Source organism: Rhodococcus sp. JCM 9793, assembly GCF_055380405.1.
On sequence record NZ_AP043719.1, the window covers coordinates 128,580 to 146,396 of the forward strand.

General features: G+C 60.0%; 16 protein-coding genes. 9 read left to right on the top strand and 7 right to left on the bottom strand.

Annotated elements, in window-relative coordinates:
• Window positions 1-24: 24 nt before the first annotated feature.
• The 7 genes from ACZ46K_RS01385 to ACZ46K_RS01415 form a co-directional block, all read right to left on the bottom strand.
• A complete protein-coding gene (locus ACZ46K_RS01385; RefSeq protein WP_054806405.1) occupies window positions 25-786 on the bottom strand; it encodes an SDR family NAD(P)-dependent oxidoreductase in 762 nt (253 codons plus the stop codon).
• 207 nt (window positions 787-993) lie between these two features.
• On the bottom strand, window positions 994-1,743 hold the full coding sequence (locus ACZ46K_RS01390; protein ID WP_054806403.1) for an SDR family NAD(P)-dependent oxidoreductase: 750 nt from the start codon (window positions 1,741-1,743) through the stop codon (window positions 994-996).
• A gap of 52 nt (window positions 1,744-1,795) precedes the next feature.
• Entirely contained in the window at window positions 1,796-3,025 is a 1,230-nt protein-coding gene (locus tag ACZ46K_RS01395; protein WP_054810148.1) for an FAD-dependent oxidoreductase, read from the bottom strand.
• Window positions 3,026-3,067: 42 nt separating this feature from the next.
• On the bottom strand, window positions 3,068-4,285 hold the full coding sequence (locus tag ACZ46K_RS01400) for an acetyl-CoA C-acetyltransferase (RefSeq protein ID WP_464743437.1): 1,218 nt from the start codon (window positions 4,283-4,285) through the stop codon (window positions 3,068-3,070).
• 26 nt (window positions 4,286-4,311) lie between these two features.
• The gene (lipA, locus tag ACZ46K_RS01405; protein ID WP_464743439.1) at window positions 4,312-5,394 is read right to left on the bottom strand and encodes a lipoyl synthase; all 1,083 of its coding nucleotides are present in this window, start codon (window positions 5,392-5,394) and stop codon (window positions 4,312-4,314) included.
• A complete protein-coding gene (locus tag ACZ46K_RS01410) occupies window positions 5,391-6,917 on the bottom strand; it encodes an ABC transporter substrate-binding protein (protein WP_464743441.1) in 1,527 nt (508 codons plus the stop codon). Before ACZ46K_RS01410 ends, lipA begins: the two co-directional genes overlap by 4 nt.
• Window positions 6,918-7,098: 181 nt before the next feature.
• Window positions 7,099-8,682, bottom strand: coding sequence for an ABC transporter substrate-binding protein (locus ACZ46K_RS01415; protein WP_464743443.1), 1,584 nt, complete (start codon window positions 8,680-8,682; stop codon window positions 7,099-7,101).
• 512 nt (window positions 8,683-9,194) lie between these two features.
• Here ACZ46K_RS01415 and ACZ46K_RS01420 point away from each other — a divergent pair.
• The 9 genes from ACZ46K_RS01420 to ACZ46K_RS01460 all read left to right on the top strand — a co-directional run bounded on the left by ACZ46K_RS01420 (window position 9,195) and on the right by ACZ46K_RS01460 (window position 17,807).
• Complete coding sequence (locus tag ACZ46K_RS01420) at window positions 9,195-9,395, top strand: ferredoxin (protein WP_054805847.1); 201 nt, start codon at window positions 9,195-9,197, stop codon at window positions 9,393-9,395.
• A gap of 117 nt (window positions 9,396-9,512) precedes the next feature.
• Window positions 9,513-10,700, top strand: a complete 1,188-nt coding sequence (locus ACZ46K_RS01425; protein WP_464743446.1) for a cytochrome P450 — start codon at window positions 9,513-9,515, stop codon at window positions 10,698-10,700.
• Between the two features lie 122 nt (window positions 10,701-10,822).
• A complete protein-coding gene (locus ACZ46K_RS01430) occupies window positions 10,823-11,767 on the top strand; it encodes a phytanoyl-CoA dioxygenase family protein (protein ID WP_054805849.1) in 945 nt (314 codons plus the stop codon).
• Between the two features lie 20 nt (window positions 11,768-11,787).
• Window positions 11,788-12,651 (top strand): SDR family oxidoreductase, encoded by an 864-nt coding sequence (locus tag ACZ46K_RS01435; RefSeq protein ID WP_054805850.1) that lies wholly within the window; start codon window positions 11,788-11,790, stop codon window positions 12,649-12,651.
• Window positions 12,648-13,349 carry a crotonase/enoyl-CoA hydratase family protein gene (locus ACZ46K_RS01440; protein ID WP_464743448.1) on the top strand — a complete coding sequence of 234 codons (702 nt, stop codon included), beginning with the start codon at window positions 12,648-12,650 and terminating at the stop codon, window positions 13,347-13,349. The genes ACZ46K_RS01435 and ACZ46K_RS01440 overlap by 4 nt, the downstream gene beginning before the upstream one ends.
• A complete protein-coding gene (locus ACZ46K_RS01445) occupies window positions 13,346-14,956 on the top strand; it encodes a class I adenylate-forming enzyme family protein (protein WP_054805852.1) in 1,611 nt (536 codons plus the stop codon). Before ACZ46K_RS01440 ends, ACZ46K_RS01445 begins: the two co-directional genes overlap by 4 nt.
• Window positions 14,910-16,205: a CaiB/BaiF CoA transferase family protein gene (locus ACZ46K_RS01450; RefSeq protein ID WP_464743450.1), complete on the top strand. Its 1,296-nt coding sequence runs from the start codon at window positions 14,910-14,912 to the stop codon at window positions 16,203-16,205. The genes ACZ46K_RS01445 and ACZ46K_RS01450 overlap by 47 nt, the downstream gene beginning before the upstream one ends.
• Window positions 16,195-17,022, top strand: a complete 828-nt coding sequence (locus ACZ46K_RS01455) for an enoyl-CoA hydratase-related protein (protein WP_054805853.1) — start codon at window positions 16,195-16,197, stop codon at window positions 17,020-17,022. Before ACZ46K_RS01450 ends, ACZ46K_RS01455 begins: the two co-directional genes overlap by 11 nt.
• On the top strand, window positions 17,019-17,807 hold the full coding sequence (locus ACZ46K_RS01460) for an enoyl-CoA hydratase/isomerase family protein (RefSeq protein WP_464743452.1): 789 nt from the start codon (window positions 17,019-17,021) through the stop codon (window positions 17,805-17,807). The genes ACZ46K_RS01455 and ACZ46K_RS01460 overlap by 4 nt, the downstream gene beginning before the upstream one ends.
• Window positions 17,808-17,817: the final 10 nt, after the last annotated feature.

Consider the following 17,817-nt stretch of genomic DNA (forward strand, 5'->3'; position numbering starts at 1 on the left):
ACCACCGAATCATGGTAATTCCCATCATCGTTGATCCGTGGGACGGATAACGATCTCGTTGATGGCAACTCGCCGTGGGCTCGTCACTATGTACGCCACTGCGGCGGCGATGTCGTCTGTGTGAAGCTTCTCTATTCCGGCGAACATCAGCTCATAGCGCTGTTGCGTGCTTGTCTGCTGGTGCCCCAAGAGTTCGGTGTCGACGGTGCCTGGTTCTATCACCGAGAAGCGGACGTTTTTCTGTGTGAATTCTTGGCGCCATGCCTCGGTCGCGGCCGTCACACCGAATTTGGTGGCGTTGTAGACCGCACCTTCGGTGATCGCGACTCGGCCGGCAATGGAACTGATGTTGACAACATCTGCCACTTCTCGACTGCTGCTGCGTGCGGACTCGACGAGGTGCGGCAGAGCGACCTTGGTGAGATTGAACAGTCCTCTGAGATTGATGTCGATCATGCGCTCCCATTCCTCTGCGGGCGAGCTGATCGAAGGGCCATTGAGCATTACGCCAGCGGCATTGACGAGCGTGTCTATACGACCGAACTGCGTCGAAGCTCTGCGTACCACCTCGGTGCATTGCGCGCGGTCAGTCAGATCTGCTTCGATAGCGAATGCTCGACCGTTCGCTGACTCGATCTCGGCAATGAGTGCGTCGAGTCTGTCCTGCCGCCGCGCAACTGCAACCACAGTCGCACCTTCGCAAGCCAGGCGCTTTGCCGCGGCGTGTCCTATACCACTCGATGCGCCGGTCACTATCGCCACGGTGGATTCAAGGCTTTCGGTCAAGTCCAACTCCGATCCATTGGGACGACTTACGGCAAGATCAACTGATATCAACCCGAGTGTCTCTGACGCCATCTGGCCTCACTGCCGGGGCCCGCCAACATCGCTACTGGGTTGTCGATGCCGGAGTGTCCCGAACAGCGATGCATGAATCGCTGCTGGCGGCGTCCCCCGGATAGCAAGCCGAGAGTTGGACGACGTGATGCGACCCTAGCCGGATCGTCCGCCATCGATGACCAAGGATGCGCCGTTGGTGAATGAAGAGCGGTCCGAACAGAGCCAGAGAATGCCCTCTGCTATTTCAGCGGGGTCGCCCGTGCGGCCCAGTGGGATACGCGCGGCGATGGCGCTCACAGCTGGGTTGTCGGCCGCTGACTGTCGAGACATCGAAGTGTCCGTGATGCCAGGGCAGACGGTGTTGACCCGTACGCCGTGACGGCCTGCTTCCTTCGCCGCGACTCGGGACATGGCGAGAACGCCGGATTTCGATGTGATGTAAGGACCTACCTCGGCGTGCATGCCGTACAGGGACGCAGACGATACGTTGACGATCGATCCTGCCTCTTGCGTATACATATGCCGAAGCTGCGCACGCATGCAGCGGAACACGCCACGTAGATTCACCGCGAAGACGTCGTCGAATTCCTCGTCTGAGATATCAACGAATTCCTTCTGCACGCCGGTAATTCCGGCGGCGTTGACGGCAGCATCCAACCGTCCGAATCGTTCAACTGCGCGCTCGACGATCAGATCGCCAGTGCGGGACTCGGCAACATTCGCGACGATAGTTTCGACCTTGACTCCGAGGCCGCTGAGCCGGCTCGTGGTTTCTGCAAGCGTGTGGGAGTTGAGATCGGCAAGGACAACTCCGCCGACACCGTATTGTGCTGCAAGAAGTGCGACTGCTCGGCCTATACCGGAGCCAGCACCGGTTACGGCGACCACTTTGCGTTCAAGCATCCTGCCACCTACTCCATTCTCCATTCGACATCGGTTGACTCGCGACGGGCGCTTAGGAGTAGGCCTCCAACATCTCCCTGATGGGTGTACGCGAGGCGATCTTAGCGCGTGTCTTCATGACGGCACCTGGCATACCGGCGCCGACCACCGCGGTCAGAATTTCATCATTTTCGTAGTAGGCGAGGAACTTACGTCCGTCGTCGTGAACTACATGCACGGTATCGGTCGCGGAGACTTCGCCGAGTGCTTGTATCTTGAGGTCGTATTGGTCGCTCCAAAAGTAGGGGACCTGTGGTGTGAGGTGCGGGCCAATTGTGCCGCACAGTGCGCCGGCCAGTAGTCGCGCCTGATCACCAGCACTGGACCAATGCTCATGACGCTTACGTTCGCCAGAGGCCAGTTGCCACGAGGCAACATCTCCAGCTGCCCACACATGGTCCGCGCTTGTTCGGCCGAATTCGTCGCATACGATACCGTTGTCGAGCTGCACTCCTGAAGACTCGAGCCAGCCTGTCGCCGGAATAGAGCCGATGCCCACTATCACCAAGTCGACTTCCAGACGTGTGCCGTCGGTGAGAAGCGCAGAAGTGACCCTGCGTTCCCCCGCAAGTGATTCGAGCCCGACGCCAGTTCGCAGAGCGACGCCCGCATCGATGTGTAGTCGGCCCACAAAGTTGCCGACTCGGTCTCCCAGAACAGCTGCCAGGGGAGCGGACTGGGATTCGATCAGGACAACATCCAAGCCCGATAGCTTCGCGCTGGCGGCGATCTCACAGCCAATGAACCCGGCACCCACAATGAGCGCCTTCGTCGCGTTGTTGATTTCAGTGCGTAGTGCAAGACTCTCGTCGAGTGTGCGAAGGACATGGACGCCCTGCAGATCGGGGAGATTCGGAACTCTTCGCGGACTGAGCCCTGTGGCAATCACCAGCTCATCGAATGGGAGGCTCGACCCGTCACCTAGGGTAACAATGCGGTTGGTAATGTCCAGCGAGTGCGCAGAGGTTCCTCGTCGCAGTTCGATCTTTTGGTCGTCGAAGAACTCGAGAGGTTTGAGGGTTGTGTCGTGCCTCCCCCCGAGCAAGACCTGTTTCGACAGTGGGGGACGATCGTAGGGAAGATGATCCTCTTCGCCGATCAAGACCAATTCCCCAGTGTAACCATTGCGCCGCAACTCTTCTGCTGTGCGCAGGCCCGCCAGTCCGGCCCCCACAATAACGATTCGTTGTGCATGTGCGCTCGCCGGCGCCGTCAAATCGTTCGATGAATTCGTATCTGTCATATTCGAAATGCCCCTCTCCCAGAAAGCTGCTTGACCATGAGGTCAGCTCAGTCGTTCGAGAACCATCGCCATTCCCTGGCCACCGCCGACACACATGGCCTCGACCCCGAAGGTCTTGTCCTGTTCCCGTAGGTTATTGAGCAGGGTGGTGGTGATACGGGCCCCGGTCATGCCGAACGGGTGTCCGAGTGCGATCGCGCCGCCGGAGATGTTGAGCTTGTCCTCATCGATGCCCAGTTGACGGGCGGATCCGATCACCTGGACGGCAAAGGCCTCGTTGATCTCGAACAGGTCGATGTCTGAGATCGACTTGCCAGCGAAGGCGAGGGCCTTTCTGACCGCCTCGATGGGACCGAGACCCATGATCTCGGGCGATAGTCCGGACACAGCAGTCGAGACGATGCGGGCGAGGGGAGTCAGCCCGAGTGCCTTGGCCTTCGTATCCGACATGATGATCAGGGCGGCGGCGCCGTCGTTCAGCGGGCAGGCATTGCCCGCAGTTACCGTGCCATCCGGCCGAAACACTGGCTTCAGCCCGGCGAGTGCTTCGTACGAGGTACCAGCGCGCGGACCGTCATCGGTGGAAACGACGGTGCCGTCGGGGAGGGTCACCGGAGTTATCTCGCGCTTGAAGAATCCGCGCTTGATGGCCTCTTCGGTGCGGTTCTGCGACCGGAGGGCCCAATAGTCTTGATCTTCGCGGCTGATGCCGGTGAGGGATGCGACATTCTCTGCTGTCTGACCCATGGCGACGTAGACGTCGGGGAGTAGGCCCACTTCCCGTGGATCGGACCAATCTGTGCCGCCTTCGGCGAGCTGCGCGGTGCGTTTGCGGGCCTCGCCGAATTTTGGGTTCTTCGTCCTCGGCATTCCGTCCGCATTGCCTGTCACCAGACTGGAAATAGATTCGACGCCCGCTGAGACGAACACGTCACCCTCCCCGGCTCGAATGGCGTGCATTGCCATCCGTGTCGTCTGCAGAGAGGACGAACAGTATCGGTTGACCGTGGTGCCTGGTAGCAAGTCGTAACCCAGCTGCACGGCGACGACGCGAGAAATATTGTATCCGGACTGCCCGGCGGGTTGGCCGCAGCCCATCATGAGATCGACGATATCGTTGGGATCGAGCTCTGGCACCTGGGCGAGCGCCTCGGCGACCATCTGCGCGGCTAGATCATCGGGGCGAATCTCTTTCAGGGACCCCTTCATCGCTCGGCCGATGGGCGAGCGTGTGGCAGAGACAATCACAGCTTCAGGCATTGGAGTTTCCAGTCGTAGAAGTTGGTCTAGTTGGTAGTTGTGCTCCGCGCCTGCGCTTTCACCGAGGAGGTCGCGGTAGGGGAGACCCGGGTGTCTGATTCCATGCGGGCAATCAGCGCTGACGCCTCTTGTCGTGCCGGCGTGGACCCGGACGCCACGAGATGCTGCAGTGACTCGGGGATAGGGCGCCCCCATTTATTCATAGCCTGGGCCCATAGACGACCCGCGCGATACGAGGACCGTACGAGCGGTCCACTCATGACTCCCTTGAACCCGATCTCTTCGGCCAGGTCGGACCATCGCACGAATTCTTCTGGTTTCACCCAACGATCGACCGGATGGTGCAGGGGCGACGGGCGAAGATACTGCGTGATCGTGATCAGGTCTGTGCCCGCAGAATGTAAATCGTGAAGGACCTCCGCGATTTCCTCGTCACGTTCCCCCATGCCGAGTATCAGGTTGGACTTCGTCACCAGGCCTGCGGCGCGGCCCATTCCGAGCACATCGAGCGAGCGCTCGTATCGGAACGCCGGCCGAATTCGCTTGAATATCCTTGGAACAGTCTCAACATTGTGTGCGAATACTTCCGGAGCGGCACCAATCACCTCGTCTACGAGAGTCGGCGATCCGTTGAAGTCAGGGACCAGAATCTCCACTCCTGTACCAGGATTCAATTCGTGAGCCTGATGGATGGTCTCTGCGTACAGCCATGCACCGCCATCGGGCAGGTCATCCCGCGCCACCCCGGTGATGGTTGCGTAACGTAGACCCATCTGAGATATGGACTCAGCTACCCGCCTCGGTTCATCCGGGTCGAGGGGTTCCGGTCGTCCCGTGTCGATCTGGCAGAAGTCGCAGCGTCGAGTGCACTGTGCGCCGCCGATGAGGAAGGTGGCTTCCTTGTCTTCCCAGCATTCGAATATGTTGGGGCATCCAGCTTCCTCACAGACTGTATGCAGACCAACAGATTTCACCATCGTTGCGAGTTCCGTATATGGAGGGGTGATCCTGGCCGTTGTACGAATCCAGTTAGGTTTGGCCTCGACCGGAGTTTCGGCATTACGTGCTTCGATGCGGAGCAGTCGACGATGCTCGGGTTGTACAGTCACAATTCCTCCGTCACGCAGTTGACGCCTTGCACTCGATTAGATTCTGTGAGAGGTATCGTCACCCCGTCAGACCGACGTCGAAGGTCGGGGATGGGACTGAAACTCGCGGTACCCATGTTCTCAATTCCTATTACCCTGTCGTTCAAAATGAACGAAGAAGGCAGTGCACACACGAACAGGTCGAGTGCTTGCTCGTTGACGATCGCAGAGGCGCTTTCCAATGCTTCGGTTCGGTCGGTGTCAGTCGCGTTCGGGTCGAAGGCCGGCAGCAGGGCCGCGGTGAACTCCGGCGGCGGGGTGCCGGGGAATTGCTGTCGGTTGGTGTAGTTCCGTGACAGTGTCTGCAGAGGGCTTGCATTCGATGCGCGGACATTGACCCAACCGTCGACGGCACCAGCGGCGTAGCGGGCGGCGCCGTCGGTGAAGTCGACCGCGTTGAGGTTGACAGTGACCCCGACAGCTTGCAGTTGTGACTGGATGGCGGCGGCCATCTGCCGCTGAGGGGAAATGGAAGCTCCGACGAACAGGTCGATCGTCAGGTCGTTAGCACCGGCCTCGGCCAGGAGGGCCCTGGCTTTGTCGGGGTCGTAGTTGTAGGCGACAGGCGGGTTCTCCAGGTACCCGTCTTTGCCCGGTGCGAGCGGTTGGTTGTTCGGCTGACATTGCCCCCCGGTGAGGGATTGGTTGATTCCCTCGCGGTCGATCGCGTAGTTCAGGGCTTGGCGTACCCGCGGATCGCTCAGGTTCGGGCGGTCGACATTGAGGTAGACCGCATAGCTCGGTGCGGCTGTATAGAGGTGTGTTCGGTAGCCCTCGCCAAGGCGTTCGGCCTCGGGATATTGGTTGAGAGTCATCATGCCGATGTCGATCTGGCCGGAGCGCAGGGCGTTCATTCTTGCGTTGTCATCGGGGAGCCCGGTGATGGTGATGGTTTTCGCCATCTGTGCTGATTCGTCCCAGTACCCTTCGCGGCGTTCGTATGTCACCGAGTCACCGAGTCTGACGTCGGTGGCGATGTACGGCCCGGAACCGACAGGGTTGCGATCCAGGTCCGGGTTGTCGAGAGCGTTTGGGCTGATCAGCGATCCCTCGGACGCGGACAGGGCGTACGGCAGGTCCGCCGCCGGCCGGTTGGTGTGGATTTTCACGTGCGTGGGATCGAGGGCCTCGACCGAGTCGATCATCGAGAATGCTGGTGCAGCAGTGGATCCGGGTGTGTTCTTGGCGTGATCGAGGTTTGCTTTGACTGCGACCGAGTCCAGGACGGCACCGTCGGAGAAAGTCACGCCCTCGCGCAGGGTGAATGTCGCAGACATTCCGTCGGGGGCGAAGGTCCACTCGGTGGCCACCATCGGCGCGAGCTCGTGAGTGCCGTCTGCCATCACGATCTGCGTCAACCGGTCGTACACGGGAGACACATACACATAGGAGAGGGCAGGTGATGTCAACTGGTGCGGATTCAATGCGGGCGGCGGAGATTGATAACCGAGTCTCAGATGTGCGTTGTGGTCGGCTTCGGACACCAACGGTCCATCCGGAGCGTCTCCAGTGGCCGGGTCGGTGTTCGCGCCGCACGCGCCGACCAGCAGGCAGCTGGCGATGGCTGCAGCGACGAATCTTGATCTTGCCTTCCTCGATTTCACGATGGAACCTCTCAGGAGTGAGCGGACCTGCTGACGAGCTCGATACGGGGCAGGGCAATCGTCAGTGGGTCAGTCCCACGTACCGCAGGTCAGGCACTGCGATGAAGTTCGAGGTGCCCATGTTGTTGAGCCCGATTACCTTGTCGGAAGCGGCGTAGCTAGCGGGGTAAGCGCAGATGAACACGTCGAGTGCTTGTTCATTGACGATCGCGGACGCGGCCCCCAACGCTGCTGCCCGCTCGGCCTCCGCCGCGTTAGGATTGAATGCCGGCTGCAGTGCAGCAATGAACTCCGGAGGTATGGTGCCCGGGAACTGCCGCGGATTGGTGAAGTTGTTCGCCAAGGTCTGCGCGACATCGGCACTGGGAAGGCGGACGGTGAGCCAAGAATCGACGGCTCCGGAGGCGTACCGCGCGGCGCCGTCGGTGTAGTCGACCGCGTTGAGGTTGACAGTGACCCCGACAGCTTGCAGTTGTGACTGGATGGCGGCGGCCATCTGCCGCTGCGGCGACATCGAGGCTCCGACGAACAGGTCGATCGTCAGGTCGTTAGCACCGGCCTCGGCCAGGAGGGCCCTGGCTTTGTCGGGGTCGTAGTTGTAGGCGACAGGCGGGTTCTCCAGGTACCCGTCTTTGCCCGGTGCGAGCGGTTGGTTGTTCGGCTGACATTGCCCCCCGGTGAGGGATTGGTTGATTCCCTCGCGGTCGATCGCGTAGTTCAGGGCTTGGCGTACCCGCGGATCGCTCAGGTTCGGGTGATCGACATTCAAGTACAGAGTGAGTGGAGGTGACGGTGTGTATGAAGACTGCTGGAAACGACTGCCCAGTCTTTCCGCTTCACCGAACTGGGATAGCTGGGTGTAGGCCATGTCGACCTGGCCGGAGCGCAGGGCGTTCATTCTTGCGTTGTCATCGGGGAGCCCGGTGATGGTGATGGTTTTCGCCATCTGTGCTGATTCGTCCCAGTACCCTTCGCGGCGTTCGTATGTCACCGAGTCACCGAGTCTGACGTCGGTGGCGATGTACGGCCCGGAACCGACAGGGTTGCGATCCAGGTCCGGGTTGTCGAGAGCGTTTGGGCTGATCAGCGATCCCTCGGACGCGGACAGGGCGTACGGCAGGTCCGCCGCCGGCCGGTTGGTGTGGATTTTCACGTGCGTGGGATCGAGGGCCTCGACCGAGTCGATCATCGAGAATGCTGGTGCAGCAGTGGATCCGGGTGTGTTCTTGGCGTGATCGAGGTTTGCTTTGACTGCGACCGAGTCCAGGACGGCACCGTCGGAGAAAGTCACGCCCTCGCGCAGGGTGAATGTCGCAGACATTCCGTCGGGGGCGAAGGTCCACTCGGTGGCCACCATCGGCGCGAGCTCGTGAGTGCCGTCTGCCATCACGATCTGCGTCAACCGGTCGTACACGGGAGACACATACACATACGACGCGGATGGCGAGGTCAGCTTGTGCGGATCCAATGCAGGGACCGGCAATGAATAGGCAAACCGTAGGTGGGCGGTGCGGTCGGCTTCGGACGCCGCAGGGCCTCCCTCCCCGGCGCCTGTGGTCGAGCTCGACGTTCCACCACACCCGCTCATGCCGAGGCACAATGCCATGCCTGCGGCCGCAAACCCGAGTCGTGCTTTGGTCAACACCTTGGATCCTCCACGCATCTTGAAAGGGGACGACGCAGACCCTGCTACTCAACCTCTGACCTGAAAAGCGTCCGGCTCGGTCACCGCGCTAGCCACTCGTTGCGTGGTGCCTGACCGGGCGAGCCGGGCGGCGTCCAATCGGAAAAAGTGACGGCGCCGGCGGGGCAGCTCGACAACGCATCTGACATCGTCCAAGTCCGTCAGCCGTCACGTTTCTAGTACAAAGTGTGCCGTAATACATCTAGTTAGGCAAGGAGCTAGTTCCCAATCCATGCCGGGGGCCAGGATGCGCTGGTGGAACGGAAGGGGCGGAGCTTTCGATGCCTCGGTAGGGCGAGGAATCGGCCCCCTTAGCAGAGCGGCGCGCCGACCCGTACGAGCCGGACCCTGGTTGTTCGGGGGGCGTCCATAACCACGAGGCGTCGAAGGTTTAGCAGGAGCGAATTTTCACGGGACCTTGACAGAAATAGATGTGTGACAGCATGCTTTAAGCACAACGTGAGGAGAGTGACGTGGATCTCGAAATTGACTACAAGAGTTGTGCCGGTCACGGTGTTTGCTTCATGCAGGCGCAGGAGCTGTTCGACTGCGATGACGAGGGACGAGGCGTCGTGATCGAACCGACGGTGCCAGACGCACTGCTCGAGACTGCACGAGAGGCGGCTGGAGGCTGCCCCGAGCAGGCGGTACTACTTCTCGAACGCAGTAGTTAGGCCCGGCCCATAAGAGGGCCACCCATGTATGCCTTTGATGTATGTCTTTGATCCGCTGGCACGCTGATGCCAGGAGTTGATCATGCGTGATTCATGATGTGAAAAGGACGGATTCCCGTGCATGTTGGAGACCACGCGTTTCGCGATCAGAAGGTGCTCGACGCCCTGACCACCCCAACGCCGCAGCCCACTTACGCAGAGTTGTCGGCCCGTTGCCCTGTCCAGAAGAACCCCGACGGCAGTGTCACACTGCTTCGGATGGCGGATATCCAGTCGGTCAACAAGAACCCCGCGACACGCGGCAATGGGCACAGTGGCGGAGGAATCGGGGCTTACACACGCCCGCTCATTCCTCTTGATCTCGATGGTCCTGAACATGCGCGGTGGCGAAAAATCCTCAATCCGCTGTTCTCTCCGGGAAAGCTCGCCCCCCTCGAGCCGCAGATCCGGAAAGTGGCCAACGATCTGCTCGACACATTCTTCGACACCGGCTCGGCCGACGTCATCGAGGAGTGGTGTGTACCACTGCCGTCCGCGATCTTCCTGTCCATCATGGGTCTACCGCAAGACGATCTTCCCGAGTTCCATGCCTTCGTCAGGGCACAACTGCGGCCGGATCGCTCGCTCCCGCGGGACGTCATCCTTGAGCAGATGAGCGCAGCCGCGGATCGGCTCTACGCGTACTTCGACAAAATCTATCTGGACCGTACGTCGCAATACTCGCTCGGCGAGGACCTGATCGGATGGATTCTGGCCTCGGGGGACAACGGCCGGATAACTCGCGAAGAGTTCCTGGACGTGATGTATTTGCTCATGATGGCAGGACTGGACACGGTAACCGCATCGTTGGGGTGCATTCTGTCCTACCTCGCTCGTAACCCGGAGCATCGCCGCCAATTGATCGAGGACCCGTCCTTGTGGCCGGCTGCGGTCGAGGAGCTGATGAGGTTCGAGACCCCGGTTCAGTACGCGCAGCGAAAGGCAGATGTAGATCTGCCGCTCCCATCGGGTGAGACGATCCCTGCCGACACCCTGATGTATGTATCCTGGTCTGCCGCAAATCTCGATCCCGACGCATTCGCCGATCCGCTCGAAGTCAATCTGACAAGGCGTCCCAATCCCCACATATCGTACGCGAGCGGCTGGCATCGGTGCCTAGGGTCGCACCTTGCACGAATGGAGCTGCGGATGGCGCTCGAAGAGTTCCATCGAAGAATTCCGGACTACGAACTCGATCCCACGACGGAGCTGAAGTATTCGGGTGTTGCGCGTTCCCCCGAAGTGTTGCGTCTGAACTGGAAGTAGCTAAGTCCGAAGTACTGACATGTCACCCGATCGGATATGCACGGCGCTGAGAGCGCGTAGCGGATCCACCTAGCGGGAGGACTGTACGACTCGACCCTGCCCAACCAATGAAGGATTCCCTTATGCAAAAGATGCATTCTGCTACCGGACTGATCGGCGATCCCGAAGCGCTGAGGAAGCAGTTTTCTCGGGACGGCTACGTCTATCTCGAGGGAGTTCTCGACATCGATGTCATCACGGGCATCCGTCGAGAGATGGATCGATTGCTGGTCGAATACGGATTCGCGCGCCTTACCGACAACGGCGATCCACGATTCACCGGAAAGACCACAGAGCGCTCTGCGATTCGCTCCCCCAGGGAACTCGAAGCCGAATACAATCGGCTGGGGCTTGCCACGCGCATCATCGAGCACCCTGTACACCAGGACCTGTTCCGTGCCGTTGCCGGCGAGGAAGTCGACTTCTTGCCGATCACGGAATATCGTACGCGGCCGCCGGGAAATGAACCGCTGGTCTGGCATCAGGACGGCTTCTACAACCGTGGCCTGGACCTGTACACCGCATGGATTCCCTTGACGACGATGACGGAAGAAATCGGCGGGCTGGCGGTTGCGGAGGGCCTTCACCAGGGCGGTTACCTGCACGAATCCTATCCGCCGCCGCGATACTTGATCGACGCTGAGGATATCCCGAACGATGCTCAACGGACCGTCCAGTTCGAGCCGGGAGACATCTTGATCTTCGATCGCCGCCTCCCCCATACAGGTCTACCAAATTCCTCAGCAGATAGCTTCCGTTTCTCTGTCGACATGCGGTTCCAGACTAGGTCCAATCGCGACCGTATCGTGCTTGGGCAGGTCTGCGATCACTCAGTCGATTCTCTGACGATCCAGACCGATGGCGGAGAAAATGTCACCCTTTCGATCGGGCCTGAGAGCACCGTTCGCGATTGGTGGGGTAACGATATACCGACCGATGAAATTGCCGGTTCACCGTTGACCGAGGGCACGGTTCTGGCCTCTCATCTTGATCGGAACTTGATTCTCGTACGACCGGTAACGCAGTGAATGCAAATTCCGGTCCTCGAGTGACCAACCGCGTGCCCGAGGAACGTTGGACGCCGACAGGAACGCTGAGACTGGATGGCCACGTCGCTATTGTCACGGGCGCCGGCTCTCGGTCGGACGTGACCTTCCCGAAAGTGGGCGTCGGTGCGGCGTGTGCGCTGAACCTAGCGAGTGCAGGTGCGAAAGTCGCCGCGATAGACATCGACCCACACGCGATCGACAGGACTATGGCGTGGGCGGGAGACAGCGCTGCGAACCTCATTCCCATTGTCGCCGATGTCCGTAGCCAAGTGGACTGCGCACGTGCCGTCGAGTCCGTCGTCGATAAGTTCGGCGCTCTGACGGTCCTCGTCAACAATGTGGGAATCGTAGGAACGCCAGGGACCGTGGTCGATACATCCCTCGACACTTGGCGATCGGTGATGGACATCAATCTCACCAGTGTTTTGCTGATGTGCAAGTATGCAATTCCCGCCATGGTCGCCAACGGCGGAGGTTCGATCGTCAATATCTCCTCGATCGGCGCAATCCGCGGTTTCGGCAGCACCGGCTACGCGGCCTCCAAGGGGGGAATGCTCTCACTGGGGACATCGATGGCGTATGCGCATGGCCGTGATGGTATCCGCGTCAACACAGTCCTCCCCGGGCACGTTTCCACCCCCATGGGCGCTCCGTCCACTGATGAAGCGGAACTGATCCGGTTGAGAGGAAGCATGCTGGGCACAGAAGGAACTGCCTGGGATGTCGCGAACGCGGTAGCGTTCCTCGGCTCCGATGCTGCGCGATGGATCACTGCGACGGCGATTCCCGTCGACGGTGGGGCATCGATGGCAACTGGCTTGGCCATGTACAAATACATGAATTCTGGACAGGAGCAGCCGTGACAACGGATGTACGAGATTCGATATCAGCATCGGTCAGTTCACAGTGGGTAGGGTCAACACTTATCATTCGATTCGACGATGGCAAGGCCAACGTCTTGAGTACAAGCACAATCGAACAGTTGAACCAAGAGCTCGACAAGGCGAACGAAGCGAAAGCCATATGTATTCTGGGGCGGCAGGGCTTCTTCTGTGCCGGATATGACTTGGATGAACTCGCGTCCGGGATCGACCAATCGCGTGAACTCGGTAAAGCAGGCCGCATCTTTCTGCGGCGACTGATCGCCACGGATCTGCCTGTGGTTGTTGGTGTGAGCGGGCACGCGCTTGCAGCCGGGGCGGCCTTGACGCTGGCATGCGACTTCCGAATCGGAAGTCGTGGTCCCTTCCGAATCGGCTTCAATGAGCTCGCAAATGGGCTGCCCCTGTCGGAGCTGACCATCGAACTGGCAGCTCGACGTCTGGCGTCCGGAGCGCTCGAGAAGGCAATCCTCGGCTCGGAACTGTCCGATCCGGAAAGGGCCGTACATCTGGGTTTCTTGGACGCCGTCGTTGAACCATCGGAACTCGAGGCAGCTGCAATTGCGCAGGCTCAACGTCTCGCACGAGTCGACTCGACGGTGATGAGGACGACGAAGGCACGACTTCGGAAGGTGCGTTCCTGCCACGAATCTCAAGAGGGCGGGCAGAAGACGGCATGACGACGCTAACCGAATCGCACTGGCTCGTTCACGGGCAACCCGAGACATCGACCACTATCGGTGACCAACTTCGGACTTGGGCTGACAAGAGCCCGGAAGCTCTCGCGCTGATCGGCTTCTCGGCACGCACCCCTGCGGATCTCGCTACCTGGACTTACGCCAGTCTCTACGAGAAGGCAACCGCGGGTGCATACGCGCTCAGGTCACGCGTAGGGGTGGGGGAGCGCATCGCGATATGCGCGCCGAACGTCCTCGAGTGGGTGGTGCTGTACCTCAGTGCCGCTCTCGCAGGGAACCAAGTAGTTCCGCTGAATCCCTCGCTTCGTGAGCATGAAATGAAGCGAATCGTCGTTGACGCAAATTGCTCGGCCATGTTCGTCGTCGCGGAGCATCGCGGAAATGACATCGCCCAGATCGCCGACCGGTTGAAACGCGACGTGTACTCCCTGCGTCAGATAGTCGACCTGCAAGACTGGGATTCCTTCACTTCCGGAAGCCCGCAGCGAGACCTTCCGGTACTCAAACCCAGTGATATCGCCTTGGTTCAGTACACCTCCGGCACAACCGGCCCGGCTAAAGGCGTGCTGTTGACACACCACGCATTGACCGACGCATCGATACGCTCTGGTCGCGCACTAGGCATTCATGCAGACGATGTGTATGCGAACCCGTTTCCTCTCTTCCATGTCGGCGGCACTGTGGGCGCGATCGGTGTCTGCCTGGCCGCCGGTGCGACTCTCGCGCTACTACCTGCATATAGCGCCGACGACATGATCGACCTCATCGCGAATTCCGAGGCCACGATTGCGGCCGGCGTGCCGACAGTGCTGCGTGGCCTACTCTCGCGCCTTCATGAACAACCCGAACTGTCCTCGAGACTCCGGGTCATCAATACAGGCGCTACCACTGTTCCTGCGCACTTGATCGAGGAATACGAGGCACTGGGCATTCGCATCAGTGTCTCGTATGGTCAATCAGAATGTCCGACCATCACTCGCACACGAGTTTCCGATGATCCACTGACGAGAGCTCGAACGGTAGGACAACCCGTTGACGGCCTCGAAGTGAAGGTGGTGGACATCGAATCTCGGAAAACCACTGCGATCGGTGCTGTAGGCGAACTCTGCGTGCGCGGAACCAACGTGATGTCCGGGTATCTCGGACACCCAGTGGCCACCCGCGCAGTGTTGGACGCGGACGGGTGGTTGTGTACCGGAGATCTTGCCACCATGACTGCCGGTGGGCACTGCTCCATTGTCGGGCGACTCAAGGACTTGATCATTCGCGGTGGGGAGAATGTGCATCCGCGTGAAGTGGAAGAGGTCCTCACCAGCCATCCCGATGTGGACGATGCAGCGGTAATCGGCAGCCCGGACGATGAATTCGGCGAACAGGTACTCGGCGTGATCGTTCCCGCGCCTGGACGGAGCATCGATTGGTCTCAGCTCACCGAGTTTGCCCGAACGGAACTGGCGTCATTCAAAGTGCCGCGCCGCTGGAAGCTGGCTTCTGAACTTCCCCGAAATGCTGCGGGCAAAGTCGAAAAGCACAGGCTGGACAATGCGGATTACGAGATCGTGGAGGACTCACATGCAAAGTCACGATAGTTCCCTGGATAGCGAACAGGCGCCCCGCCCTTTCGCTGACCTCCTTGTCGTCGAGCTCGGCCAGATCTACAACGGCCCATACTGTGGGCTCATGTTCGCCCACCTCGGTGCGGACGTCATCAAGGTCGAGTCACCCCGTGGCGAACTTCTCCGCTACCGAGAAGACCCAGAGGTGGAATCGCGTGAGTTCATGATGCTGAACTCCTCGAAGCGCAGTCTTCCGATCGATCTGAAGACATCCGACGGTCGGCAGATCTTTCTCGACCTCATTGATCGGGCCGACGTCCTCATCGAGAACTTCTCGCTCGGCGTCATGGAGCGGCTCGGCCTAGGTGCCGACGAACTGATGAAACGGAACCCGAGGCTCATCTACGCTCGAGGCACTGGCTACGGGTCCGAAGGCGTACTCTCCGGGCTGTCAGCGATGGACTTGACGGTCCAGGCGATCGCCGGAGTAATATCGACCACCGGATTCCCAGATGGCAAACCCGTCAAGACTGGTCCGGCCTTCGTGGACTTCATGGCAGGAATCCATCTGTTTGCTGCCGCGGTCTCCGCCCTCTACCAACGTGAACGTGACGGGCATGGCCAGCTTGTGCAAGCTGCCATGTACGACACGATTGTTCCGACCCTCGCGTCTCCTATGGCTGCGTACGAGAGCGGAAAGAACGCACCCGAACGCGTAGGGAACCGGCACTCCGGACTGAGCGTTGCACCTTATAACGTGTACACGGCGAAAGACGGCTACCTCGCGATTTTCTGTGTCTCGAACCGGCATTGGCGCCGGCTTCTTACCTGCATGGCGAGAGAAGATCTGCTCGACGACCCTCGGTTCGGTACGCCACACGCCCGCGCCCAGAATATGGATGCCGTCGATGAGCTCGTCGAAACCTTCACGTCAACTCGCACCAGAGCCGAGATCGCCGAAATTCTCCGCGAACAGGACGTTCCGAGCGCCCCCGTGCAGACGGTGGGCGAGGTGAGCAACGATGAGCATCTCATTCAGAACGGGATGATCCAGACAGTGCGGCATCGGGTCCTCGGTGAGGTCACAGTTCCGGGCTGTGCGATTCGACTCGACGGCGCTCCTCCCGTCGCCACGGCAGCTCCCGCGCTCGGTGCGGACACCGGCGACGTGTTGAGCCAGCTCCTGGGTTACGACGCGCAGCGGATTCAGGAGCTGGTGCAGGCAGGTATCACAGTCTCGACGACGCGTTCTGAGATGGCGGTGGCAGCTGATGAGGCTTGATCCGCAGACCTACCAGTTCCTCAGCATCTCGATCACACGAAACATCGCGGTGGCTACGATCGACCACCCTGAGCGAAAGAACGCGGTCCGGCCCGGCGAGTCCGGTGAACTGAGTCGATTCCTCGAGGAGGTCGGGGCCGACGACGATATTCACGTGGCGGTTCTGACAGGCACGGGTGACGTCTTCTGCGCCGGGGGTGGGCCTGATGCAATCGATCTCTTCCGGACCGACGAGGACGCGTTCAAGGTGATGCACGATAACTCACGTGCCCTCGTCGAAGCACACATCGGCCTCGACAAACCCGTCGTGACGGCCATGAACGGTCTGGCAGCAGGCGTTGGTGCCGCCTTCGGTCTGTTCGCAGATTTCATTGTGGCCGACAGGAGCGCGCGTTTCGGCGATGGTCACATTCGGGCCGGGCTGGTTGCGGGTGATGGGGGTGCATTGATTTGGCCTCTTGCGGTGGGCATGACCCGGGCAAAACGGTATTTGCTGACGGGTGATTGGATCACTGCAGACGAAGCCGAAAGAATTGGCCTGGTCACTGAGGTAGTAGAAGATGGACAGTGCCTCACACGTGCACTCGAGATAGCGGAACGCCTCGCCCAGGGGCCGCAGGCAGCCATTCGAGGCACGAAGCGTTCGTTGAACCAGCATTACACGGTGGCGATGGCCGCGTTCGATCTTTCTGTGGAACTCGAAGGACAGTCTTTCCGGGATCCGCAGCTCGGCGCGCTTATGGACGATCTCCGAAGCGGCAAACCCGCCATTCCGCGGGATCGGAGAATTGGTTCTGCTGGAAGCGCGAAGAAATGATCGCATTCGAGGAAAACGAGAATTTCGACCCCACCCTGCAACTGGACGATCTAGGAGGTGGCGTAGTTCGAGCTCGAATCTGCCGCCCGCCGAACAACTTCTTCGACGAGCCGCTGATCGCGATGTTGGCGATCACGATGCAGAAGCTCGGGGAGGACGGGACCACACGAGCAGTGGTTCTTTCATCTGAGGGCAAGAACTTCTGTGCTGGCGCCAATTTCGGGAAGAAGCGTGAGCGTTCCTCGAGGCCCCTCGGCATCTACGATTGGGCGCTCGATCTGTTCGAGTCGGAGATCCCGATCGTCGCTGCTGTCCAAGGGGCCGCAGTCGGTGGCGGTGTCGGTCTGGCGCTCGCCGCGGATCTGAGGGTGGGCACGGCATCGACACGGCTCTCCCTCAACTTCGCCCGTCTCGGAATGAACCAGGGATTCGCGATCACTGAAACATTGAAGGAAGTCGTCGGTGAACAGCGCGCATTGGAATTGTTGATAACAGCGCGAAAGATCTCCGGCGAGGAAGCTCATTCGATCGGGTTGCTTGATCAACTGGTGCCTGAAGACGAACTTGAAGACGCTGCGATCGACCGAGCTCGCGCCATCGCCGTCAACGCGCCACTTGCAGTACGTGCTATCCGCAACCTCGTTCGAGGGGGCCGGATTCAACGACTTCGGCACGTGATCGAACGTGAGGTCGGTGAGCAGACGCGGCTGATGGCAACCGACGACTTCCGCGAAGGCGTCCGTTCTTCAGCTTCGAGGCAAGAGCCAATTTTTCAGGGAAAGTGACCTATGAATA

Excerpts from the sequence above, each read along its gene's own strand:
- ACZ46K_RS01390 (WP_054806403.1), bottom strand. The coding sequence starts at position 1,743 with ATGCTTGAACGCAAAGTGGTCGCCGTAACCGGTGCTGGCTCCGGTATA.
- ACZ46K_RS01395 (WP_054810148.1), bottom strand. The coding sequence starts at position 3,025 with ATGACAGATACGAATTCATCGAACGATTTGACGGCGCCGGCGAGCGCA.
- ACZ46K_RS01400 (WP_464743437.1), bottom strand. The coding sequence starts at position 4,285 with ATGCCTGAAGCTGTGATTGTCTCTGCCACACGCTCGCCCATCGGCCGA.
- ACZ46K_RS01430 (WP_054805849.1), top strand. The coding sequence starts at position 10,823 with ATGCAAAAGATGCATTCTGCTACCGGACTGATCGGCGATCCCGAAGCG.
- ACZ46K_RS01445 (WP_054805852.1), top strand. The coding sequence starts at position 13,346 with ATGACGACGCTAACCGAATCGCACTGGCTCGTTCACGGGCAACCCGAG.
- ACZ46K_RS01450 (WP_464743450.1), top strand. The coding sequence starts at position 14,910 with ATGCGGATTACGAGATCGTGGAGGACTCACATGCAAAGTCACGATAGT.
- ACZ46K_RS01455 (WP_054805853.1), top strand. The coding sequence starts at position 16,195 with ATGAGGCTTGATCCGCAGACCTACCAGTTCCTCAGCATCTCGATCACA.
- ACZ46K_RS01460 (WP_464743452.1), top strand. The coding sequence starts at position 17,019 with ATGATCGCATTCGAGGAAAACGAGAATTTCGACCCCACCCTGCAACTG.